This window comes from Lacticaseibacillus suibinensis, assembly GCF_003946175.1.
Taxonomy (GTDB): domain Bacteria; phylum Bacillota; class Bacilli; order Lactobacillales; family Lactobacillaceae; genus Lacticaseibacillus; species Lacticaseibacillus suibinensis.
In genome coordinates this window covers 22,896-43,539 of sequence record NZ_RHOK01000008.1, presented here as the reverse complement: position 1 = coordinate 43,539, position 20,644 = coordinate 22,896, and the positions used below count along the sequence as shown (strand labels likewise).

Below are 20,644 nucleotides of genomic sequence, written 5' to 3'. Positions count from 1 at the left end.
GTCCGATCCCAGCAAGCTTAGGCTTGGTGGGATTTTTTATGTCTAGTTGAACATCTCTGGTTCAATCCGGTGGTCCTTGAAATAGAATTCGCGGTCGTGGTCATTGACCGGCCGGGCTACTTTGCACGGATTACCATACGCCACCACGTCGCTGGGCAGGTCGTGGGTGACCACGCTACCGGCGCCGATCACGACGCGATCGCCAATCGTGATGCCGGGCAGGACAATCACACCGGCGCCCAGCCAGCAGTTTTCGCCGATATGGACTGGCGCGTTGTATTGCAAACCACGAGCGCGCAGCTCTGGCAAAATCGGGTGGCCAGCGGTGGCAATGGTGACATTAGGGCCGAACATGGTGCGACTGCCGACATAAATATGGGTATCATCGACCAGCGTCAGGTTAAAGTTGGCATAAACGCGCTCGCCGAAGTGGACGTGATGCCCGCCGAAGTTAGCATGGAATGGGGGTTCTAGGTAGCAGCCTTCACCGATGTCGGCGAACAGTGCTTTTAACAAAGCGGCGCGCTTGGCGATTTCGGTGGGCCGCGTTTGGTTATAGTCGTAGAGCTTGTCTAAGTAAGTCAGCTGTTGTGCTGAGATCTCAGCGTCGCTGGGATCGTAAAGCGATTCGTCGTGCATTTTTTTAGATTCAGTCATGATTTGCTCCTTTGCGGATAAATGATGGTCAGTAGCGTGCCCAACGCGATGACAGCCAGCGCGCCCGCCATCCAGCTTAAGGCATTGATTGTTAGTGCCCCCAGGCCGAGGTGGCTGAGGCTATTCCATAATGGCGGGGCCAGGAAGGCACTGACGATAGTGGCAATGGTCAAGCTGCTGGCGGCTAGGTCAATCTGGTCTGGCGCCAGGCCAAGGTTGGTGCGATACACCAAGTATGGCCCTGTGTGGGAATAAATCCAGTTAAAAAAGATGGCAGCCGCGATGATTCCGGTTGGGCGTTGCCAAGCGAGCAAGGCCCACACGCTCAGCGCCGCCCCGAGGTAGCCAAGGGCTAGCAGATAAGGGCCAAGCCGGGCATGCAAACGGCCGAAAGTGAGCCCTGCTAATAGCCCGCCTAAGTTCATACCGGCGAGGGTCCAGTTGGCGACAGCGGCATCAAGCTGATGCTCAGCCAATAACACCGGGAGTTTCAACTGCACGCCCCAAATCAACACGTAGGTCGCCAAGGCTAAGAGGCACAGGGCCCATTTACTTACGGGTAGCGTGGCCCTTTTGGCTGCAGCTGGCCGATTTGGTTCCGTGCGGATCGGCCCAGGTAGGACTTGGGCGGCTAGGCCAGCGAGGGGCAACAGCAGTAAGTACAGCCCAAACACTCTGCGCCAGCCCAGCGTAACGACCAGGCCCGCCAGCGCCATGAGCAGTGCGTTACCTAAGGCGGAGACGCCGGTTTGGTAACCGAGTAATCGCGCGCGCAACTCGCCATGATAAACCTGGGCAATCAGGCCAAGGGCATGCGGCGAGAACAGGCCCACGCCGAGACCAAGGCCGATGCGCGTCATCATGAGCGTTGAGTAAGCCATGGGCAGCAGTGGCAAACTGCCACAGCCGCCTGCAATCAGCAAGCCCCAGCACACCACGCGCCGACTGCCCAAGCGGCGCGTGAGCCAAGGATTGGCCAGGAGCGTCACCAGCGCGGCGAGGTTCGCCACGGTTACCAGCCATTCAATACCAGCGGCGGATTGAGTGGGGTAGGTTTGCTGCAAATGCGGAATCAAGCCCGTGATCAAACTGCTGCAGCCGCCGACCAAAGACAAGCTAAGAATGCTGGCTAGGCGCCAAGGTTTGCTTTGTCGCATCGAAAAAGGCCTCGCTTTCTAGCGAGTACCTTATCATGGCAAACTTTACGTGACGCGACAGTATTCAAGGCAAGTGAGGACATAATCGCGAGCGGCTAAACGAGGTAATACCACACACCGCCGATAAGGCCCGCAATCAAAATCGAAAATATCGGATTGAGGTGCCATTTGGCGTCCATGAGCAGGACAATCACGAGCACCAGCAGGTTCGCCCAGTTGAGCTGAGCCTGCCCGATTTGGCCGAGCGTGTCCACGCCGCCAATGGTCGTCAGCGCTAGTGAGACCGCAACCGCCAGCACTAACCCGGCACTGGCCGGCTTAATGCCACGCAAAATGGCGCTGAGCCCCCAGTTGTTTTTGATGCGATGTTCGAAATGCAGATAGAGCGGCACAATCACCAGGGAAGGCACACACACGGTTAAGGTGGCCGCTAACGCGCCGGAAAAGCCGTCGGTGAGTTGGCCAATGTAGGTCGCGGAATTGATGGCGATTGGGCCGGGAATTAGGCCATCCAAGGCGTTGAGGTCGGCGAACTGCGCGGCACTCAAGCCCAGATGCGCGGATTCGGCATAAATCAGCGAGAGCATGGCATAACCGCCACCGAAGCCAAGAAAACCGATTTTCAAAAAGGCTAAAATCAACGTAATGATCATGACTGCTCCTTCCGCGGCCGGGCACTGATCAGGCCAATGACCCCAGCCAAAATGATCAGTGTGGGCGCGCTCAGCAGGTTAAATAAGGTCGCCAGTAGGCACCCCGCCGCAATCGCTAAGCTGAGTGGGTCTTTCAGGTTATAGCGAGCCAAACCATACGCCGCCGAAAATAGGAACGCTGCCGAGGCCGCCCGAATGGCGCTCATGATGCTTAGGAACACGCCACTTTGCGGCACGTGCTGATAGCCGATGGTCGCCGCCAGCATCAACACAAAGGCCGGCAAAATGGCACCCAGGCCGGCTGCCAGCATGCCGCTTTTGCCGTTGACCTTTTCGCCGACGAAGCAGGCGTTGGTCAGGGCAATCACACCGGGAAAAGTCTGCGAAAGCGTGGTGTATTCGTATAATTCGTCGCGCGGCAGCAGGTGCCGTTTTTGGCACAATTCACGTTCAATCACTGGGAGCATCGCCATGCCGCCGGAGAAGGTGAAGGTGCCGGCAATGAGGTACACCTTGAAGAGTTGCCAATCTTTGTTCATCGTTAAAACCTCCGCTTCCAGCATAGCAAGTTGCGGGTATAATTGAAAATATATAAAGTAAGCATCAAGTATACTGAATTGGTTATAGGAGGCAACATGAATCAACGACAACTCCGGATTTTCTTGGCGGTGTGTGACCAGGGCACCACGGCGGAAGCGGCTAAGCAGCTCTATCTCTCTCAGCCGGCAGTTTCCAAAGCCTTGCGCGACTTGGAAACAAGCATCGGCGTGGCACTATTCGACCGTCAAGGTAACCGCCTGCGCCTCAATCAAAAAGGCGCGACTTTTCGCATTCAAGCCACGGCGTTGTTGCGGGATTATGAGCAGCTCGCGCAATTTGGGGCGCGCAGCCGCCAGCAGTTGCCATTGCGGGTGGGGATGAGTTTGACTTTTGGCCAAGCGACCATGCCCGCCGCCATTGCTCGCTTTCAGCAGGCCCAGCCGCGAGTGCCGCTGCAACTCTTCGCAGAGAATGTCGCTCAGATTCAGGCACGTTTGCGACGTGGTGAGATCGATCTGGCGTTCGTCGAAGGGACCATGGGCGAAGCGGCCTATACTTCCCAGCGGCTTTCTACCTATGAACTTTGGGCGGTTGGCGCGCCAACCGGACCTAGCAGATTGAAGCTGGCGAGCCTGGCTAAGCAGCACTGGCTGCTCCGCGAGGTGGGCAGCACCTTGCGCGATCGCTTTGAGGCGGCGCTGCATCGGCAAGGCCTGCAGGTGCAGCCTTGGCTTGAAAGTACAAATACCACGGTGCTGACTAATGCTGCCGCGGCTGGTCTTGGGCTGACGATTTTGCCGGCGCCCCTGGCCTCGCCACTGCTTAAAGCTGGCCAACTCGTGAAGCTCACGCTGCCTAAAGCGCTGAGCATGCGCACGGAGAATTATGCAATCATGCGCCAAGATGGCGTTCAGGATATGCGGCAAGTGATGATTCAGTGTTTTCAAGCGGCTGAATCAGCCTCAGCTTTGTAGCTAGGCCCTGGCCGCGGCGCCCAGAAATTGCTGTGTTAACCAGGCGGGCACAATTGCCGCTATTTTGCGCTAGTGCTCCCCGTTAAACCTCGCTAAACTAGGGCTATACGAAGGGGGCAAAAGTATGCTGATTGGTAATCAATTATTCGCCGCTCGGAAACGCAGTGGCTTATCGCAGGAGCAAGTTGCGGCTAAGCTTGGCGTGAGCCGGCAGACGGTATCGAAGTGGGAAACGGATGAGTCGCTGCCTGATATTTACCAGGCTAAGTGGCTCGCCACCCTGTATCATTTGACGCTCGATGAGTTGACTACTTTCGACGCTGACGTGGATGCGTTGGAAGAAGCCATCACCCATACACCGGCTTCCACCGTGGCCAAGGTCGACTGGACGGCACTGTGGGCGAAACAATATCCCGTCTTGGCCAGTTACCCCGCGGAGGTGGCGACAGCCAAGTACACGGCCGCGTTAGAAGGTTTGCTGCGTGATTTACAAAGCACCTACCATTATTCTGATCAGGATGCTGGTTTGGTGCTGAAAGATATCTTGGGCAAACTCATCGTGCCTGAAGCATAACCCGAAAAGGCTCATCGCGGATTAGTCCGGCGATGAACCTTTTTTGATTAAAGCGCAAATTTACGAATGGCTTGGGCCAGCCCGTCGTCATCGTTGGCGGCGGTGACGTAATCGGCATGCGCCTTGGCTTCAGCAGTACCATTACCCATGCTGACGGCGACCCCGGCGAAGTCAAACATCGGTAGGTCATTACCTTCATCACCCACCGCCATCACATTATCGGCCGTCAAATTGAGCTGTTTGGCCAAGTCGCTCAGGGCCTGGCCTTTGTTGACGATGGGGTCCATCAGTTCAATGAAGTTGCGGCCGGCGCGCACCACATAGAAGCGGTCTTGGAACGCGGCTTTCACGGCGGCTTCGTGGGCATCCAGCAAGCTTTCCAGCCCAACGAAGGCCCCTTTGGCAATGGCAAAATCAGCTGGGAGCTCATCAGGTTGGCGAATGAACAGCCCGGCCTCGTTTTCCGCGGCCTGCTCGACAATCCACCAATCCACGTCGCGGTTGGCAGTGTAAATGTTGCTGTGGGCGTCGAGCACATTAGTGGGCAACTGGTGCGCCTGACCATACGCGGTGATTTCACGGTAAGCGGCGTTGTCCAGCAGATGCTTGGCCATGACCTGGCCCGAAACAGTTTCTGTCACCGCGCCATTATAGGTGATGACATACTGATCATCACCTTCGATGCCCAGTTCATCGAGAAAAGGTTTTGCGCCAGCCAGCGGGCGACCGGTACACAGCACGACTTTGATGCCTTGAGCTAACGCGTCCTGCACCGCCTGTTTGGTCGTGGGCAGAATGTGGCGTTGTGAGGTCAGCAGGGTGTCGTCGATATCGAGCGCAATCAATTTAATCATCGTATGCCTCCTGAAGTTGATACCTGAATCATAGCATAGTCGCTGAAGCCTTGTGCAAGCTGGCTGGCTTTTCCGTATAATGAGAGGCGAGGTGAACTTGCTTTGGAAAAATTAGATTGGCCACCAGCTAAAATCATTGCCTTCCGCCAGGCGCTGCTCAACTGGTACGACACTGAGAAGCGCGACCTGCCGTGGCGGCGTGACCATGATCCCTATCATATTCTGATCAGCGAAACGATGCTGCAGCAAACTCAAGTGGCAACCGTGATTCCCTACTATGAACGCTTTTTGACTCAGTTTCCCACGGTTGAGGCGCTGGCTTCCGCCCCAGAAGCGGCGGTGATGAAGGCCTGGGAAGGGTTGGGCTATTATTCTCGCGCGCGCCGGCTGCAGCAGGCGGCCCAGCAAGTCGTCCGCGATTATGGCGGTCAGTGGCCGAGCACCGCGGCGGAGCTGCAGGCCCTCAGTGGGATTGGACCTTACACAGCCGGCGCCATTGCCAGCATTGCCTTTAACGAGGCGGTGCCAGCCATTGACGGCAATGCCTTTCGTGTGTTTGCGCGGCTGTTTTGCATTGAAGACGACATCGCGAAGCCCCAAACTCGCGGCGGCTTTGAACAGCTGATTGGCCAGTTGATTGACCCTGAGCGGCCCGGAGACTTTAACCAGGCAGTGATGGATTTGGGCTCGTCGTACATGCGCGCGAAAGACCCTGATCCCGCCCATTCGCCGTTGGTGGCTTTTGATCAAAGTTATCAAACCAATCGGGTCTTGGATTTTCCGGTCAAAACCAAAAAGCCGCGGCCCAAAGTGGTGCCCTATTTCGCCTTGGCCATTCACAGCCCCGCTGGCTGGTTGCTGGAGCAGCGGCCAAACTCGGGCATGTTAGCGGATCTATGGATGTTTCCGCTGGTGGCGCGAGCAGAACTCGAAGGTGACATGGACGCGCAAATCGCCCAGGCGGCGGCACATTTTGCGGCTGACGCCGGCATCACCGTTGAGCTGCAACCGGCTGACGCTAAATTAGTCAAACATACCTTTACCCATCAGCAGTGGCAGTTGACTTTGTTAACCGCGGAGGCGCCCGCCTTTGATCTGGCGGTGCTGCCAGCGCGCTGGGTGCCAGTCGCTGACCTGGCCGCCGTGGCATTACCCACGGTGCAAAAGAAGTTGTTTAGGGCCTTGAACGGAGGCAAGTAAGATGAAAACATTGGTGATTGTGAGTCATCCGGAATTGAGCAACTCCCCGACCCAACAATTCCTCAAAGCCAGCGCGGCGCCTTTAACCGACGTGCTTTGGCACCATTTGGACGCAGCGCAACCTTTTGCTGTGACCAAAGAGCAAGCGCAACTGCTGAAGGCCGACCGAATTGTGCTCGAGTTTCCGCTTTATTGGTATGCCGCACCGGCCAGTCTACATCAATGGCTAGCCGATGTGTGGACCGATGAGTTTGCGGTCCGACCCCAGCAACTGCGCGGTAAGAGCCTGGGGTTGGTGGTGAATTTCAGCCAGCCCGAAAAAGCCTATCAACTCGGCGGGGCGGAAGGCGTTTCAATCAGTGAATTACTGGCGCCATACGCGGCTTTGGCGCATAAAACCGGCCTGAAGCTGCTGGCGCCGCTGACGATTGCCCAGTTTAGTTACCAAACTGAGGCGCAACGCGCGGCACTGTTGGTGCAATATCAGCAGTATCTCACCGTTGACCAGCCGCAGCATTTTGACGCGCAGGCGGCTTGGTGGTTGCAGCAGCTGGCGACGAGCACCGATCCGGCGCTTACCATTTTGGCCGATACGTTGCAGCAGCGGCAAGACCGCTTAGAATCGTTGCAGCAAACGCTGGCGGAATTGAAGCAGGGGGACTGACCATGGACGAGACAACGGCGTGGTTGTTACAGACGGCCCAGGCGCAAGCCAAGGAAGCTAAAAGCTATGAAGAAGCCGCTTTTTTCATGGCGCTGCAGACCTTCATTCAGACCCAGGCGAAGCGGCTCGAACAGGCGGAAAGCGAAGTTGATGGCCGGACCTGGGACCATGAACGCTGGTAAATCATGCTTGCGCCCGAGGAAGGGGCTGCTGGTCAGTGTTACACTGAGCCATAGAAAGGCGTGATCGGATTGAAAAATGCCATTGATAAACTAACGCGTTATGCATGGCTCAAAGCGCTCTTGCTAGCGCTTGTGGGCGTGTGGTTTTTGCTGGCGCCATACAGTGTCTACCATGTGGTGAAGTATGTGTTGATTGGCGGGGTGCTGCTCATGGCAGCCGGCGCCTTTATCGACGCGTTTCGCGACCAAGGGCAACGACAGCTGGCGTTGTGGCGCGGTAGCGGGCTGCTCATCGGGGCGTTGGTCTTGAGCGTGCTCCTGCGGCCGGCTTTGTCGATGCTGCCGATGATTGTCGGGATTATTCTGGTGATTTATGGGATTACCCGCATCACCACCGCTCGGGATCGCCAGCAGTATGTGAATGTGTCACCATTCCCCACGATTATTTATGGTTTGGTCGTGGCCATCACAGGGATTGTGCTATTGTTTAATCCTTTCGGCTCGATTTTGGCCTTGCTGCAAGTGCTTGGGGTAATTTTGATTGTGATGGGCGTCGCAGAATTGATCGATATTCTGCGTGGCCGTCGGTAAAGCTGATGGAATGGCAAACGAGCCCTTCAACGCGTGTCTCCGCGCTGAAGGGCTCGTTTGTGAGTGATTAGCGTTAATCGTCTGAAGAGGCAGTGAAACTCGGCTGCACGATGGCGTTGGCCCAGTGGTTGATGGGTCCAAACTTGTGGCCAACGGGAATTTCATTGGCAATGGCCGTGTCGACAAAATGCTTGGCCAGCCGAATCGCGTCTTCCAAATCGGTGCCTTTACCCAGTTCCGCAGTGATGACAGCACTGAGGGTGTCGCCGGTACCGTTTTTGCGGGTGGTGGGGAAATAAGGACCCGTGAGCCAGAAATGCTTACCATTTTCGAGCAGCACATAATCGCGGACCTGCGTTTGCTCGTCGCTATCATGGCGGCCTTTGAGGACCACGTTCTTGGCCCCCATGGCATGGATTTGGTCCGCGGCTTGGATGATTGCAGCGTCATCGTCAAGCTTGAGGCCAGTCAGGTGCTCAGCTTCATAGAAGTTAGGCGTGATCACCGTGGCCATCGGGATGAGCACCTTTTTCAAGGTGTCGAAGGCACTGGTTTCCAGCAGCATGTTGCCATGCTTCGTGGAAATCACGGGGTCAAGCACCAGTGGGCCGAAGTCATATTTTTTCAAATTTTTCGCGACCGCTTCAATCATTGCCGAGTCAGCAAGCATGCCAGTTTTGGCGGCGCGGATGTGTAGGTCGGCAGCTAGCGCGTCGAATTGGTGATCAATAAAGTCCAGTGGCATCAAGGTGCTATCTTGGATGCCGTAAGAGTTGCCAGCGACCGCGGCAGTTAAAATCAAGGCGCCGTAAGTGCCACGCATGAAGAAACTGTGCAGATCCGCTTGGGCGCCTGCACTGCCATCGCTGTCAACACCAGCGATGGTCACGACTTGTGGTAATTCGTTTGCCATTTCTTCTCTTCCTTTCGCAATCCCAGCGCACGCACCGCCGGGTCTTCGTGGCTCTAATCATAACCGGAAAAGGGCGTCTTGACAACTAAAGACGTCAGGCTGCGGAGTGAGGCCGGTTTTAGCCGGATGAGTAGCCTAGACAGATGGTTTGCCACCGCATTTTGGTGGCGGGCCAGCTGGCGTAGCTAATCACGCCGGCGTTGGCCTCACGTAGCGCAACTAAAGCCGGCTCCACGCAGCGCAACTAGTCCGCGGCGCCGGCCGGTGAGGCTCCGGGGCTGCGGCGGTCCGGCTGCGGGGTCGGCTGGAGCCAAAAGGCGGTCTCCAGCCTCAACGGCAAGCCAGCATCGCTGACGCTCAACGCTGTCTTGCCGTTGCCCCCAGTGAGCCCAGGAGCAGCCTGCTGCGCAGTCTCCTCGTGGGCTCACTGTTTCGCGGCTGGACCACCGCGCCCCTCCGCCTCACCGGTCGGCACCGCTAGTTAACAGTAAGGTATTTACCTTGAGTTACCTCACGTCATCGAAATAAGAATGCTGTTTTCGATAAGGCGATTTTTTCGAAAAAGATGACAGGTTGAAGAACCACTGGCCCAACGCTCCGAAAAAGAGGAGCCCTGTGCCCACTGCGATGCGGGTCAGCACATTTTCGTTGTACGGCGGGAGGAGTGGAATCAGCGCACCTAGCGTCACCAGCAGCGCGGCGGCGCGGGGTTGCTTCAGCTTACGACCGGTGTCAAAGAACAGCAGCAGCCCCACGCCGATGCCAATCAGCAAAAGTAAGAGCATCCACCATTCGCGAATGGACCCGAGGTTGCCCCGGAGGCGCACGAGGCCATATTCGCGAATCTTATGTTTAGTCAGATATGAATCAAGCGGGTAATATTCAAGCTCGTAAAGTCGGAGCTTGAAAAACAAGCCCATGCTGAGGCTATACAGTAATAGGTAAAGCAGGGCAGCATATTTGTGAAAGAAAACTAAACGGCGATATTGTTGACTTAGAAGCACCGTCATCACCCTCTAATCAATACTTAACTCCACTCTCATATAGCGATATCATGCCCGCTGAGGCCAATGATGTCAAGCAAAACAAAACCCCACCATCGTGATGACGGCGGGGTTAGGGTTAGGTAGAGATCAGTTAAACGCGCGGCGCTGTGGGAGAACGGATTTGAGCCATTCACCAATGAACGGGTACTGGTTGTCCAGCTCGATCAACTGTACGGTCTTTTCCGGATAACTCAGCGCCAGTTGGTTGCGGGCCGGGTCCATGGTGACCGTCAGCACATTGTGGTTCGGCAGGTCAACGGCGTATTGGCCGCGATTGCTGCCTTGGCGCATCAAGATGGCGTTAGTTGACGCAATGACGAACAGTTCATCCAGCGCTGGTGAGCTTTGACTGGCCTGAACTTGAACGCGTAGGCGTAAGCGCTGGCCGACCAGTTCGTCTGGAATCGTGGTGGAAGCCCAGGTGAAGGTGTCGTCTTGGACATCAGACGTGCCGAGGTCTTTCCAGTCGTGTTTATTGTCATCAAGGACGCTGTAATCGACCACGTTATTGTGATCCAGCGGCAAAGAGAGCTTCACGTTGCCGGAAGACTTGATTTCTGCCATGGTGGCCAAAGGCTGGCCGTTGTCGAACTTGGTGGTAAAGGCCAAACCGTCGACTGGCTGAAGCACCGTTTCGTCAATGGTGCGGAACCGTAAGCCAGCAGTGTAGAAGACTTTGATCATTTGGCTCATGGCCCGCACTTCGTCATCGGGATAGCCGAGGTCGGGGTCTTTGGCAGTGATTTGGAGCAGCGTTGGCAGGTTCTTGGCAATCAAGTGGCCGTCTTCAGTTAAGCCGCCATCGATCACTAACAGCTCCTGGTTTTTGTCCGGGCTGGCTAGGTAGATGGTGATGGTGCTGCGATCGCCATCGCCAACCGCGGGCTGGAACCAAAGCCGTTCCACGAAGGTGGCGGCAATGCTGCCGCCTAGCCGGAGTGCTTCCAGTAGTTTGTCGGCCAACAGCGCGGTGTAGCTGAGCGTGGTGGCCTGAATGGCAGGTAGATTGCCTTGCCACAGGGGGTCATTGCGCAAAAAATCGGTGCGCTTGGCATAGGCCGCGGTGACTTGGCGACGGGCATCAGCGGCATTTAAAGCCGTGGTGGTAATTTGTTGAATTTGTTGATCGTGAAAATTAAGCATTCGTTTGCTCCTCCTTTAGCTCCAAGGCGCGCATGAAGTCCTTTGGTAAGTTCGCCAGGATATTCTTGAACTGTTCAAGCGAGCTGAAGGTGGTGGTGACGGCTTGGTATTCGTACCGGGTGATGGCAGCGGAAACTTGGAGCTGCCGTTTTTGCGTGTCGAAGGTTTCATCAGCAGTGGCTTTGGCTGCATCGAACCGAGCCTTCAATTGCACCTGGTCAGTGGTTGGGGCTTTCCGGCTCGGTTGAGCGGGCTGGTCCGCATCAGGGTCCACGAAGCTCTTCAAAAAGCCGCGGACCCGAGAACTGCCAGAATCAGGATTGGCTTTGGGTGCAGTGACCGCTTCCGCTTCCGCGTTTTCTAGCTGCTGATGGAGCCGGTCGACTTCTTGGTAGGTCGCTTTGCGCATGGCTTCGACTTGGTTGTCGAGATAGTTGCTTTCATCCTGGGCGAAGGCTTCCAATTGCGGCATGATGGCCACTTCACTGTCCGTGCGCTGAACGATGGTGCGCGCAAAGACATCGATGGTCCCGAATTGGCGGCGGTGATACCAATCGCCAAAGAAGACCTCGCCTTGGTCGCTGACTTCAAAGAATGGCACGTGTTCGCGCAGGAAGCCAATGAAATCCTGACGCAGGTAGTCGTGCAGCTCACGTTCCGCTTGCTTGTCGTAAGCCAAAATGTACCCCGGGGTTTCGGATAACGCTAACCGCAAATTCTCGGCGGTGTTATCAATGCCTTGATATAAACGATAACTTGAACGGTCGGCCCAAGCAGCGGCGAAATTTTTGAAAAAGGTTGTTTGATAATTAAGACTGGTTTCTACTGTCATATCGATTCCTCTCGCATTCTTAGCTGATACCTTCAGTTTACCGCAACCGCATGGGTTTCGGAACCGCTCGCAACTATTTCTCAAGGAATAACTCTCTGTAATATTTTCAATTTAGTAAAATGAGAAACTGCCCATTTTCGCAGACAGGGGTGGGCTTTTTCGCTAGAATGAGGTGTTAACTGCGCAAGCTAGACGTTGATTGAGGGGGAGAGTGTTGATGGCACGCAAGGAATTAACGTTAAAGTGGCTGTTTTTAGGATCGCTGATTACCAATACTGGAATCAGCTTCATTTGGCCGCTGACGACGATTTACATGCACGAATATCTCGGCGAACCTTTAACCACGTCGGGCATCGTGTTGTTTTTTAATTCCGTGGCCATGATGATTGGTAATGTGGTCGGCGGGCGGCTGTTTGATCGCTGGTCGCCTTACCGCACGATTTTGACCGGGATTGCCTTGGATGTCCTCACGGCGGGCGCGCTGATTATGTGGCATGGCTGGCCAGCCTATCCACTGTATCTCGTGATCATGGGCTTTGGGAGTGGCATGGTGAACACCGCGCTGAATTCTTATGCGACCTTGTCCACCAGCCGCCGCTCGAGTTATGTGTTCAATGTCTTGTACTTCATGTCCAACCTCGGGCTGGTCATCGGCACTTTGATTGTCGGGTATGTCTTACCCCTGGGGATTAGTTACATCTTCGCCTTGGCTTTTGCGTTGTTCACGTTATTCTTCATTGTCGCCCTCCTTCATTTCAATGTGCCGTCGCGCAAAATCGAAAAGCAAGTCAAAGCTGCCGGTGCGCGACGAGATAATCCGCATCAGGTGCCAATCATTTTGCTGCTGATCACGCTGTTTTTAACCTGGGTGGCGTATGAGCAATGGCAAAGCAACATTTCGACTTTCATGCTCGGTTTGGGGATGAAGGTGCGGGATTATTCCTTCCTTTGGACCTTCAATGCCGTGCTGATTGTCCTGGGTCAGCCGATTTTAACCGCTTTTGACGACTGGCTGACCAAGCATATTCGCTTGCGCCTAGGCGTGGGCTTCACCTTGTTCGGTTGTGCCTTTCTGATTTTGATTGGGGCCAAATCCTACTGGCTATTCATGCTCGCGATGGGCGTTTTGACCTTGGGTGAAATCCTCGCGTTGCCTTCTGTGTCGACTTACGTGGATATGTATACTGAGGCCGCCGAGAAAGGCCGATTCCAAGGCTATGTGCAGATGTTTGCCTCGGCGGGGCGCGCGGTGGGTCCACTCATTGGGGCCTTGGTGATCGAGGCCATCGGCTACCATCCCTTGTTCTTGATGCTGGCGCTGATCCTGTTTGCTTCGATTGGGATCTTCAGCTGGCGAGCTGCTCGTTTACATGGATAACTTATGCAATTCATAAATTAAATCCTAAAAATTCACAATTTCTTCACAACTTATCGTTATGATAAGAACATAGAAATGAGCAATGCCATTTCTACCCCAACCCTATTTTTCATTTTTACTCCTCCAAAGTAGAAATCGTCACGCGCCTACCCATCGCGTGACCAAGCAAAAGGTCGCTTGCCCGCGGCCTTTTTGCTTGGGCGCGATTAGCCGCGCGAGGGAGGCGGAATTTTGCTTTACACGATGCGGTTCTATGCTACAATGTTAATTGTGTTTTGGGTCCGTAGCTCAGCTGGGAGAGCGCTGCCTTCGCATGGCAGAGGTCGAGAGTTCGAATCTCTTCGGATCCAGATTATAGTTATCATTAGCTGTCAAACGTTGTCAAATTAGGCTTTATAGCAACGCTTCCGGACTAACGATGTTCACTGATTAGCGTTACTTTTCAAAAAAAGAATGCCCCAAGGAATGCCCCGGACATTCTCTGCTAGGTAGGCGGTGGCCACCTCTTTATGAGGTGGCTTTTTTAATTTTCAGAAAGCCTGAACTCTGCTATACTTTTTTTCGTAACATAAAATTTGGAGGCATTCAAAATGATTAAAGAATTTAGAGATTTCATTATGCGTGGCAATGTTCTAGATCTTGCTGTCGGCGTCATTATTGGCGGCGCGTTCACCGCGGTTGTTACTTCCCTTACCAAAAACTTGATCAACCCAATTATTTCTATGTTTGTAGGCAAGGCTGATTTAAGCAAGCTGTATTTCACAATTCTGAACGCAAAATTTACGTATGGCAGTTTTCTTAATGACGTCATTAACTTCTTGATCACTGCTTTTGTTGTCTTTCTTATCGTCAAGGCGGTAAACAAAATTATGCCACCAAAGAAGTCCGATTTGCCTGTTGTGTCAAAAGAGGAACTTTTGCTCACTCAAATTCGCGACTTGTTACGTGAACAGCATTAGTCCGGGCGGCTGGTCTGATGCGGCTGAGGTTTTTTTCTTTTGTTTTTTTCATTGAACCTGTACACTTATAATTAGTAACATAGTCTATCTTTTATAGGAGGGATTTATATGCACTTCATTTGGTCACTAATTGTTGGCGCAATAATCGGCGCTATTGCAGGTGCGATTACAAGCAAGGGCAAGTCTATGGGCTGGATTGCAAATATTGTTGCTGGCCTTGTTGGTTCCTCTTTAGGGGAAGCACTCCTTGGGCACTGGGGTCCTCAGTTGGCCGGAATGGCCATAATTCCATCGATAGTCGGAGCAGTTATTATTGTCGCTGTTGTATCTTTCTTTGTTGGCAGATCTAAAGACTGACGGGAGGTCGGACTATGGACGCATTAAAATCGGTTTTTAAGTTCATGGTAGCAAGCACTTTTCTTGTTGGTGGTGTCTTGGTAGCTGGTACAATTTGGGCAGCTAAGGGGATCGACAAGGCTGGAGATAAATTGCAAGATTCGATTCACGATTGATAGGTGTTCTGGCCGTCCATCATGGACGGCTATTTTTGTGCCAGTAACTGGTTCTGATATTCGTTGTCTAGTGCAGCCACGACCGTGCCTCAAGGAACAGTCGTTGAAATTGTGTCAGAACGCGTCTGTCAGCACAAAAAAACGGGCATCTCTGCCCGCTAGATGAAAACGACAAGTCATGTAATCAGTTTCCCAAGCAGAACGATCTGCTAAACAAGAAACTGGCTATTTTTATGACCAAAGAGGTTAGTGTAATGATGATACTGTACTGCCTGGATTTCAGCGAGGCAAAAAGTAACCTGGTCTATAAAATGCGCCACCGGTTAGCTATGCCGTGCGTCGGTTAAAACGGATCTACCCGCTTATCGCCTAGGACTGTCTTAATTATATCATAATCTATTGGTTATCGATACTATACGTCTGCTGCGAACAAGCCACGTAGCTGCTGGATCATGCTGACCACTGAATAGGGTGGTTCTTGACTAGCTGTACTGACCTCACCCCGGTTTTGATACCAGAATTCGGTCATCATCGCCACGGCGACGTCGAACTGTGAGTATTTTTCCATCTTGGCAATGTCTGCGGTGCTGTCTACCGCATTGTGGACGTAGTCTTGAGCGGCTGTAATGTAGTTTTGAATGAGTGTGTCGTCAGTATCAGTCTGCACACGCAGGCTATTTTTAATGACATCAGTAGTGACAGTCATGTGCTCATCTCCTATATAAAAATAGGGCGTACCCCAAGGTACACCCCAGACTGTTTCATTAAGCTGCTGGCTTGGTTACCGGTGTGATGTCAACAATTCGAGCAGCGTCTGGATCAACCACTTCATAGTCGTTGCGAATGACCACGGCCAGCCCTTGGCTGTAGCTGTCGAACCGTTCCCACTGGGTGTTGACCTCGTTCTTCTGGGCTAAGAAAATTGCTTGAGAAAAGTCTCCGATGATGATCCGATAGGTGCCCGCCTTATCAGTCGGCAATACTTTGTTAGCAATCACGATCACCGGTGCACCGAACAGCTGCTTGCCAGATGGTGCCGTGATAGAGGGTTGAAGCAGGTAGCGACCTTCGCTGTCCTTGAGGGTGTCAAGGTAGTTGTAGGCGTCCTGATTAACGATCACAGACAGGGACAGCGCCGGGTCCAGTTCGATGTTGAACGTCTGCTTGATGTCGTCTAAGCCGGTACCGGTGATGTGCTTGAAGTTATCGTTGGTGCCCGTCTTGCCAGTCAGAACGCTGATAATGTTGCTATTGTCCGTGTTTTGTACCAGCTTCTTGAGTTGATTCTTAACCTCGGCAACAATATCAACTTCACTGTCTTCTACCAGTTCATTAGACAGATAGATCTTGCCAGCACGGGTAGCAACCTTATAGTCAACACCACGGAATAGGGTTGCACCGATCTCTGGCACGTCGGCGAGTTCTTCCTTGGTGGCCAGTACGCCGTTGTTGGTGAGGGCAATTGGGTAGGTGCCGACTGGGGTACCAACTTGCTTTACCGTCACGTATTTAGCCAAGTCATAGTCGGATTCCTTGAGGTTCCAGACGTCTTCGATGACTTCTTTAGGAACGACAGCCCCGGCAGTGGTCGTGGTCAGGCCGTCACGTTGTTCGCCCATGCTACGGATGTAATCTTCATACGCGCGGGAATCGGTGTGTTCTTTGTTGTCGATAATTGTTTTTTCAGTCATGGTTTTATCTCCCTTTTCTGGTTGTTCAGTATTAGTTTTCAGCCACTCGGTGTAGCTGCGTTTGTCCACTTGGACGTTGGTATCGTCATACGCTGGAATAGCTACCAGTGAGACGTCAAACAGGCTCTTTACTTGCGTGATGGTACGAATCACTTGGCCACTGTCGTCCTTAGTGAACGTGTCACCGTCTGGCGCAGCATTGAAAGTAAAACTCATAGCTGACAGATTACCAGCTTGGACGTTGTTATAAGCATCATTGGCTGTGGTCGTATCGGGTAAGGTTGCTTCAAACTGCAAGCCTTTATCGTCCACGTTTAAGGTCAAGGTGCCGGCTTTAGTGCTGGCGAGGACCTTGCTAAAATCGTGATCAGATACCATATAGACGTCTGATAGATCCACATTGTCGAATGCGTGCGGATCAACGACTTCTTTAAAACCACCGAGATCCTTACTTGGGCTATTGAAAACTACGGCATAGCCGGTGAGCTTCTTTGGCCCGCTTGTGGTGTCGTCCTGTTGCTGTGTGTCTGGATTGTCTTGGTCTTGACTGTCGTCTGCTGTGGTAGGTTCGGCGGCGGTCAGATCAGCGTCAGGGTTCAGGCGCTTTTCTACGTCATCATTGTTCATTTGACGCACTTCCTTTCTGTTTATCTTGATAAGTGACAAGGTTGCTTAGCGGCGTATAGTTCAGGCTGGCCATGATCTCATCACCACCGGGAATTGGGGGTAAGTTTAACTTAGCGCGTGCTTCATTGGTGGTCAGCAGTCCGCCTTGCAGCCCCTTAACTGCTAGTTCTTGCATCGTTGATGGGTCTGCACTGAACAGCTTGTCAGTGTTGAAACTAAACCGGTTGTCACCCGTTGACAGCTTGGCGTCCATCTCACTAGTGAAGCAGGTGAAGTATTGCACCAGCGTGTTTTGCAGATAGACTAGGTTTGATTGCACGGCGTTAGAGTGCTCGCTCTCAATACCTAATCGATCTAGTGGTAAGCCGAACGCTTTGGCAATCTGTTTCGTTGTCCAATCGCTAGAATTGACTAGATTCAGCACGTCAGTATTAACTTCGAGTTGCTTGTAGTCCATATCATTGTCGAGAATGATGGTCTTGAGGGCATTATCACCACTGTTGGCAGCTTCAAACTTTGATCGGATATTCTCCTTGGCCTTGGCATCGAGCTGGGACTTGTTCACCTTGAGTAGGCCAGTCCCTTGGACACCGGTATCGAAGAAGCCTTTGAGTAGCTTGTGTCCCGCATGTTGCACCCGAACTTCATCATGTAAGCTGTAAAGAGGCGATAGGCCCTTGTATCCGTCTTGCGTGAAGCACTTGAAGTGCAATACCTCGCTGGCGCTTAAACGCTGTGAGCGACCATTCTGGGGCGTATACGTGTAGCTGATAATGCTGGTCGTATCGTCTTGCTTGACCACCATTTGGCTGTTTGGAACAAACTCGAAGCCGGTGACTTGTCCGCTAGGGTTCTTAGTAACGCGTGCGAAGCTATTACCATTCAGTAGCATGTTGGCCACTAGGGCAAACTTGAACGACCATGCTGTCATGTGATTGTTAGGGGCCTTGTTGAGTAACCCGCTGATACGCTTGTCATTGTATTCAATCGGGTTAGTCGCGAGGTCGCTGGCAATCACGCGCACCGCCGTAAATACGTCCGAGTTTCGCAAAGCATGAACGCCCACATAAACGCCGCTGTCGTTGCTCGTCATGCTGACAAGGGCATCTAGGAACGGTTCGCTGTTGTCATCGCGAGGTTGTGTTGTGTCATTCGTGAAAAAGCTCATTGTTTCACCTCCCTTTGTTGAAGTTGATGATGACTGCGATGGAGATCAGGGCTGCGCCGATTGCTACCATGCCAACGCCACACCCGAACAGCCACCAGATACCAGTGACGATACAGATCAGGCCTAGCAGTAATAGCACGGTCTGTGCGTTAAAAGCTGAAGTCATCGCCCGAATAAAAGTCATTGTCCGCTACCTCGCTTTCTTTGTTTTGGTCCATGGCAATGGTGTAAGCATTCATCAAAGCCGCTATGGGATCGATCCGTGTCGCATTGTGCGCCTTGTCGATGATCGGGTTGTTGTTGGCGTCATACTTTAGAATGGCGTTGTTCACCGCATAGGCTAGTAGTTGGTTGTCGGCATGCTTGAGTAGGCCGTTAAAGAGATCATCACGGAACCGCACAGTCGGTATTGACAATGTGCGCTGGCCTTGGCGTACCTCAACCATTGGTAAGTCTCGTTTCTCAAACTCTGGCAGTAGGTAGCCGAACGACCACGGATCGTAACAGATGGCGCGCACATTCCAGTGGTTCCGCTCGATCATGTCGAGAATGAAGCGTAGCACCTCGTCATAGTCGATCATGCCGCTGTCGAGTTTGGTAATGCTACACTCGCCGCGACTGGCGCCACTGATGTAATCGAACCCGTCACGTTTGATTTTCTCTTCCAGTCCGTACTTCGTCCCCACGAATGAATGGCTGTCAGCATACAGGTAGCCATCTTCTGGAACTAGCCATGAGATGCTGGTAAGGTCGCTAGACTTGGAAAGGTCCAGCCCGATATACACGTCTTTTCCTTTGGTGTCTGGCGGCTCGATAGTAGCTTTCTCCCAGTCGTCCAGACTGATGTAGCTGTCTGCTCTAGCTGATTGCCACATGTTGAAGTTCTTGACGAGGATCGGTCGCAATGTTCCTTGCTTGGCTGACAGGTCCACGTCCGCTTGCAAGCTAGGCCGCATTGTCTTCGCTCTTTCAGCATTAGCCAGTAGCGGATTGGACTTCTCCCAAGTCTCTGGCGCAAAGGCTTCGTCTTTGCTATCCTGCTCAAAAATGGCAATAAAATACCGATCAGCTTGTTCGCGACCGGTTAGGACTTTGGAAACGAATTTGTATTCCTTATACATTGGGCCGTTCATGTCTGGCCCCGTCGTTGAGATGACGGCTAGTAAACTGTTATCACTGTTGATCTGGCCAGATTTGAGTGTTCGTAGAATCTCATCGGTACGAGCTAAGGCGAACTCATCAATAATAGCCAAGTCACTTTGATAGCCATCTAGGCTGTGCAGATCAGACGCAAGCGGCACGGCTCGGCTGTTGCTCGGCAAGTCGATGATCTCGTTGCGGTTGATCTTCAAACGTTCTCTCACAGAGGTAGAAACTTTCCAAACTTGACGTAAGCCGCTAGACAACATATCGAATGCTAAGTGTGCTTGAGCGTTGCTGTTGGCTGTATAGACGATCTCTCGGTTCATGGCTGGCTTGTTCTCCATGAGGAGATACAACGCACCTAGATCAGCCATCAGGAAGCTCTTACCATTCTTGCGTGCCATGCTAATGTAGGCTCGATCATACCGGCGGTTGCCAGTTTCCTTATCACGCCAGCCGAACAGCTCTGAAATCAACCACTTCTGAAACAGCTCTAACTTGAGTGGTGACCCATCACGTGCCGGCATCAGTTCGATGAATTCAATGGCTTTGTTGGCAAAGTCCTCATCGAAGTAATACGGCCATGGGTTCTTCTTGCGCTTGCTGGCTTTCAGGTCCCGCCGATAACGTCTTGCAGCTTGCTTGATTTTCTTGCCAGCCACGATGTCGCCGCTTATTACCTTGTCAGTATATTCAGTCGCATAGTTCATTGGGCTATCAACTCCGCGAATGGGTCGTCAGGCTTCTTCTTAGTCTCGCTCTTAACGGCTAACTTAGCTCGGCTGTAGACTGACAAGCCGAGCAAGTCATCAATACGGATCATCTGATTGGTGGCGTCCAGTTTCATCTTCACGGCCGGATTGGCTTTCACGCTATCAGTGGTTTCAACCGTCATGCCTTGCTCTTTTACAAGCTCGGCCGCTTTCTGAATGTCAGAATAGGCTTGGCAGTGACTGGCAATCAGGGCAGCGTCCAGTTCGCTCACTGGAATGTCTTTCTTGAGTAACGGCACAATACGTTGCCACTCGGTCACGGCATAGTCATCAAGCCATGCAGGGGGCTGCTCAACTAATTCTTGATAGGTAAATAATGATTCTTCCATGTCGCGCCGATCGGCGAGCTTCTTCTTGCTCATCGTGCCACGCATTTGGGTAATGGATTTAAGCGGTGCGCCCATTGCTATCGC

The 20,644-nt window shown here is 52.9% G+C and carries 25 protein-coding genes and 1 tRNA gene; 11 read left to right on the top strand and 15 right to left on the bottom strand.

All coding sequences use genetic code 11. The annotated features are described in order from the left end of the window. Positions 1-42: 42 nt before the first annotated feature. From EKM90_RS05445 to EKM90_RS05430, 4 genes are all read right to left on the bottom strand, one after another. Entirely contained in the window at positions 43-657 is a 615-nt protein-coding gene (locus EKM90_RS05445; RefSeq protein WP_125580482.1) for a sugar O-acetyltransferase, read from the bottom strand. After that, positions 654-1,814, bottom strand: coding sequence for an MFS transporter (locus tag EKM90_RS05440; RefSeq protein WP_125580480.1), 1,161 nt, complete (start codon positions 1,812-1,814; stop codon positions 654-656). Before EKM90_RS05440 ends, EKM90_RS05445 begins: the two co-directional genes overlap by 4 nt. A gap of 95 nt (positions 1,815-1,909) precedes the next feature. Continuing rightward, positions 1,910-2,467 carry a chromate transporter gene (locus EKM90_RS05435; RefSeq protein ID WP_125580478.1) on the bottom strand — a complete coding sequence of 186 codons (558 nt, stop codon included), beginning with the start codon at positions 2,465-2,467 and terminating at the stop codon, positions 1,910-1,912. After that, positions 2,464-3,006 (bottom strand): chromate transporter, encoded by a 543-nt coding sequence (locus EKM90_RS05430; RefSeq protein WP_164507869.1) that lies wholly within the window; start codon positions 3,004-3,006, stop codon positions 2,464-2,466. The genes EKM90_RS05435 and EKM90_RS05430 overlap by 4 nt, the downstream gene beginning before the upstream one ends. A gap of 96 nt (positions 3,007-3,102) precedes the next feature. Here EKM90_RS05430 and EKM90_RS05425 point away from each other — a divergent pair, with 96 nt between their 5' ends. Both EKM90_RS05425 and EKM90_RS05420 read left to right on the top strand, forming a co-directional pair. Then, a complete protein-coding gene (locus tag EKM90_RS05425; RefSeq protein WP_125580473.1) occupies positions 3,103-3,981 on the top strand; it encodes a LysR family transcriptional regulator in 879 nt (292 codons plus the stop codon). Positions 3,982-4,105: 124 nt separating this feature from the next. Continuing rightward, positions 4,106-4,555, top strand: coding sequence for a helix-turn-helix transcriptional regulator (locus EKM90_RS05420; protein WP_125580471.1), 450 nt, complete (start codon positions 4,106-4,108; stop codon positions 4,553-4,555). 47 nt (positions 4,556-4,602) lie between these two features. Here EKM90_RS05420 and EKM90_RS05415 read toward each other — a convergent pair whose 3' ends face one another. Further along, on the bottom strand, positions 4,603-5,409 hold the full coding sequence (locus EKM90_RS05415; protein ID WP_125580469.1) for a Cof-type HAD-IIB family hydrolase: 807 nt from the start codon (positions 5,407-5,409) through the stop codon (positions 4,603-4,605). Between the two features lie 102 nt (positions 5,410-5,511). Here EKM90_RS05415 and mutY point away from each other — a divergent pair, with 102 nt between their 5' ends. From mutY to EKM90_RS05395, 4 genes are all read left to right on the top strand, one after another. Further along, positions 5,512-6,609, top strand: coding sequence for an A/G-specific adenine glycosylase (mutY, locus tag EKM90_RS05410; RefSeq protein WP_225422730.1), 1,098 nt, complete (start codon positions 5,512-5,514; stop codon positions 6,607-6,609). A 1-nt stretch (position 6,610) separates the two neighbouring features. Next, entirely contained in the window at positions 6,611-7,273 is a 663-nt protein-coding gene (locus EKM90_RS05405) for an NAD(P)H-dependent oxidoreductase (RefSeq protein WP_125580465.1), read from the top strand. Next, a complete protein-coding gene (locus EKM90_RS05400; protein ID WP_125580594.1) occupies positions 7,270-7,455 on the top strand; it encodes a hypothetical protein in 186 nt (61 codons plus the stop codon). The genes EKM90_RS05405 and EKM90_RS05400 overlap by 4 nt, the downstream gene beginning before the upstream one ends. Positions 7,456-7,524: 69 nt before the next feature. Next, a complete protein-coding gene (locus EKM90_RS05395; protein WP_125580463.1) occupies positions 7,525-8,046 on the top strand; it encodes an HdeD family acid-resistance protein in 522 nt (173 codons plus the stop codon). 73 nt (positions 8,047-8,119) lie between these two features. Here EKM90_RS05395 and thiD read toward each other — a convergent pair whose 3' ends face one another. From thiD to EKM90_RS05375, 4 genes are all read right to left on the bottom strand, one after another. Further along, positions 8,120-8,959, bottom strand: coding sequence for a bifunctional hydroxymethylpyrimidine kinase/phosphomethylpyrimidine kinase (gene thiD, locus EKM90_RS05390; protein WP_125580460.1), 840 nt, complete (start codon positions 8,957-8,959; stop codon positions 8,120-8,122). A gap of 506 nt (positions 8,960-9,465) precedes the next feature. After that, positions 9,466-9,972, bottom strand: a complete 507-nt coding sequence (locus EKM90_RS05385) for a VIT1/CCC1 transporter family protein (protein WP_203632273.1) — start codon at positions 9,970-9,972, stop codon at positions 9,466-9,468. A 120-nt stretch (positions 9,973-10,092) separates the two neighbouring features. Further along, positions 10,093-11,148, bottom strand: coding sequence for a hypothetical protein (locus tag EKM90_RS05380; protein WP_125580456.1), 1,056 nt, complete (start codon positions 11,146-11,148; stop codon positions 10,093-10,095). Next, on the bottom strand, positions 11,141-11,980 hold the full coding sequence (locus tag EKM90_RS05375) for an SbcC family exonuclease (protein WP_125580454.1): 840 nt from the start codon (positions 11,978-11,980) through the stop codon (positions 11,141-11,143). Before EKM90_RS05375 ends, EKM90_RS05380 begins: the two co-directional genes overlap by 8 nt. 217 nt (positions 11,981-12,197) lie before the next feature. On the opposite strand from EKM90_RS05375, the gene EKM90_RS05370 reads away from it, so the two are divergent. From EKM90_RS05370 to EKM90_RS05350, 5 genes are all read left to right on the top strand, one after another. Then, positions 12,198-13,358 carry an MDR family MFS transporter gene (locus EKM90_RS05370; RefSeq protein ID WP_125580452.1) on the top strand — a complete coding sequence of 387 codons (1,161 nt, stop codon included), beginning with the start codon at positions 12,198-12,200 and terminating at the stop codon, positions 13,356-13,358. 277 nt (positions 13,359-13,635) lie between these two features. Further along, positions 13,636-13,708, top strand: a tRNA-Ala gene (locus EKM90_RS05365). Positions 13,709-13,948: 240 nt separating this feature from the next. Next, positions 13,949-14,317: a large-conductance mechanosensitive channel protein MscL gene (gene mscL, locus EKM90_RS05360; RefSeq protein ID WP_125580450.1), complete on the top strand. Its 369-nt coding sequence runs from the start codon at positions 13,949-13,951 to the stop codon at positions 14,315-14,317. 108 nt (positions 14,318-14,425) lie between these two features. Then, positions 14,426-14,674, top strand: coding sequence for a GlsB/YeaQ/YmgE family stress response membrane protein (locus EKM90_RS05355; RefSeq protein WP_125580448.1), 249 nt, complete (start codon positions 14,426-14,428; stop codon positions 14,672-14,674). Positions 14,675-14,688: 14 nt separating this feature from the next. Continuing rightward, positions 14,689-14,829, top strand: coding sequence for a hypothetical protein (locus EKM90_RS05350; RefSeq protein WP_125580446.1), 141 nt, complete (start codon positions 14,689-14,691; stop codon positions 14,827-14,829). Between the two features lie 412 nt (positions 14,830-15,241). Here the strand turns inward: EKM90_RS05350 and EKM90_RS05340 are convergent, their stop codons facing one another. The 6 genes from EKM90_RS05340 to EKM90_RS05315 are packed head-to-tail and all read right to left on the bottom strand — an operon-like array spanning position 15,242 to position 20,635. Continuing rightward, positions 15,242-15,535 (bottom strand): head-tail connector protein, encoded by a 294-nt coding sequence (locus tag EKM90_RS05340; protein WP_125580444.1) that lies wholly within the window; start codon positions 15,533-15,535, stop codon positions 15,242-15,244. 58 nt (positions 15,536-15,593) lie between these two features. Then, on the bottom strand, positions 15,594-17,147 hold the full coding sequence (locus EKM90_RS05335; RefSeq protein WP_125580442.1) for a phage major capsid protein: 1,554 nt from the start codon (positions 17,145-17,147) through the stop codon (positions 15,594-15,596). Next, entirely contained in the window at positions 17,137-18,315 is a 1,179-nt protein-coding gene (locus tag EKM90_RS05330) for a phage portal protein (protein WP_125580440.1), read from the bottom strand. The genes EKM90_RS05335 and EKM90_RS05330 overlap by 11 nt, the downstream gene beginning before the upstream one ends. A gap of 4 nt (positions 18,316-18,319) precedes the next feature. Further along, positions 18,320-18,499, bottom strand: coding sequence for a hypothetical protein (locus EKM90_RS05325; RefSeq protein ID WP_125580438.1), 180 nt, complete (start codon positions 18,497-18,499; stop codon positions 18,320-18,322). Then, complete coding sequence (locus EKM90_RS05320) at positions 18,465-20,168, bottom strand: terminase large subunit (protein ID WP_125580436.1); 1,704 nt, start codon at positions 20,166-20,168, stop codon at positions 18,465-18,467. Before EKM90_RS05320 ends, EKM90_RS05325 begins: the two co-directional genes overlap by 35 nt. Further along, positions 20,165-20,635, bottom strand: a complete 471-nt coding sequence (locus tag EKM90_RS05315) for a phage terminase small subunit P27 family (RefSeq protein ID WP_054662768.1) — start codon at positions 20,633-20,635, stop codon at positions 20,165-20,167. The genes EKM90_RS05320 and EKM90_RS05315 overlap by 4 nt, the downstream gene beginning before the upstream one ends. Positions 20,636-20,644: the final 9 nt, after the last annotated feature.

What these genes read in the sequence shown, in the direction of transcription:
- EKM90_RS05445 (WP_125580482.1), bottom strand. Translation starts at nt 657, where the DNA reads ATGACTGAATCTAAAAAAATGCACGACGAATCGCTTTACGATCCCAGC.
- EKM90_RS05440 (WP_125580480.1), bottom strand. Translation starts at nt 1,814, where the DNA reads ATGCGACAAAGCAAACCTTGGCGCCTAGCCAGCATTCTTAGCTTGTCT.
- EKM90_RS05435 (WP_125580478.1), bottom strand. Translation starts at nt 2,467, where the DNA reads ATGATCATTACGTTGATTTTAGCCTTTTTGAAAATCGGTTTTCTTGGC.
- EKM90_RS05430 (WP_164507869.1), bottom strand. Translation starts at nt 3,006, where the DNA reads ATGAACAAAGATTGGCAACTCTTCAAGGTGTACCTCATTGCCGGCACC.
- EKM90_RS05425 (WP_125580473.1), top strand. Translation starts at nt 3,103, where the DNA reads ATGAATCAACGACAACTCCGGATTTTCTTGGCGGTGTGTGACCAGGGC.
- EKM90_RS05420 (WP_125580471.1), top strand. Translation starts at nt 4,106, where the DNA reads ATGCTGATTGGTAATCAATTATTCGCCGCTCGGAAACGCAGTGGCTTA.
- EKM90_RS05415 (WP_125580469.1), bottom strand. Translation starts at nt 5,409, where the DNA reads ATGATTAAATTGATTGCGCTCGATATCGACGACACCCTGCTGACCTCA.
- EKM90_RS05405 (WP_125580465.1), top strand. Translation starts at nt 6,611, where the DNA reads ATGAAAACATTGGTGATTGTGAGTCATCCGGAATTGAGCAACTCCCCG.
- thiD (WP_125580460.1), bottom strand. Translation starts at nt 8,959, where the DNA reads ATGGCAAACGAATTACCACAAGTCGTGACCATCGCTGGTGTTGACAGC.
- EKM90_RS05380 (WP_125580456.1), bottom strand. Translation starts at nt 11,148, where the DNA reads ATGCTTAATTTTCACGATCAACAAATTCAACAAATTACCACCACGGCT.
- EKM90_RS05375 (WP_125580454.1), bottom strand. Translation starts at nt 11,980, where the DNA reads ATGACAGTAGAAACCAGTCTTAATTATCAAACAACCTTTTTCAAAAAT.
- EKM90_RS05370 (WP_125580452.1), top strand. Translation starts at nt 12,198, where the DNA reads ATGGCACGCAAGGAATTAACGTTAAAGTGGCTGTTTTTAGGATCGCTG.
- mscL (WP_125580450.1), top strand. Translation starts at nt 13,949, where the DNA reads ATGATTAAAGAATTTAGAGATTTCATTATGCGTGGCAATGTTCTAGAT.
- EKM90_RS05355 (WP_125580448.1), top strand. Translation starts at nt 14,426, where the DNA reads ATGCACTTCATTTGGTCACTAATTGTTGGCGCAATAATCGGCGCTATT.
- EKM90_RS05350 (WP_125580446.1), top strand. Translation starts at nt 14,689, where the DNA reads ATGGACGCATTAAAATCGGTTTTTAAGTTCATGGTAGCAAGCACTTTT.
- EKM90_RS05340 (WP_125580444.1), bottom strand. Translation starts at nt 15,535, where the DNA reads ATGACTGTCACTACTGATGTCATTAAAAATAGCCTGCGTGTGCAGACT.
- EKM90_RS05335 (WP_125580442.1), bottom strand. Translation starts at nt 17,147, where the DNA reads ATGAACAATGATGACGTAGAAAAGCGCCTGAACCCTGACGCTGATCTG.
- EKM90_RS05330 (WP_125580440.1), bottom strand. Translation starts at nt 18,315, where the DNA reads ATGAGCTTTTTCACGAATGACACAACACAACCTCGCGATGACAACAGC.
- EKM90_RS05325 (WP_125580438.1), bottom strand. Translation starts at nt 18,499, where the DNA reads ATGACTTTTATTCGGGCGATGACTTCAGCTTTTAACGCACAGACCGTG.
- EKM90_RS05320 (WP_125580436.1), bottom strand. Translation starts at nt 20,168, where the DNA reads ATGAACTATGCGACTGAATATACTGACAAGGTAATAAGCGGCGACATC.
- EKM90_RS05315 (WP_054662768.1), bottom strand. Translation starts at nt 20,635, where the DNA reads ATGGGCGCACCGCTTAAATCCATTACCCAAATGCGTGGCACGATGAGC.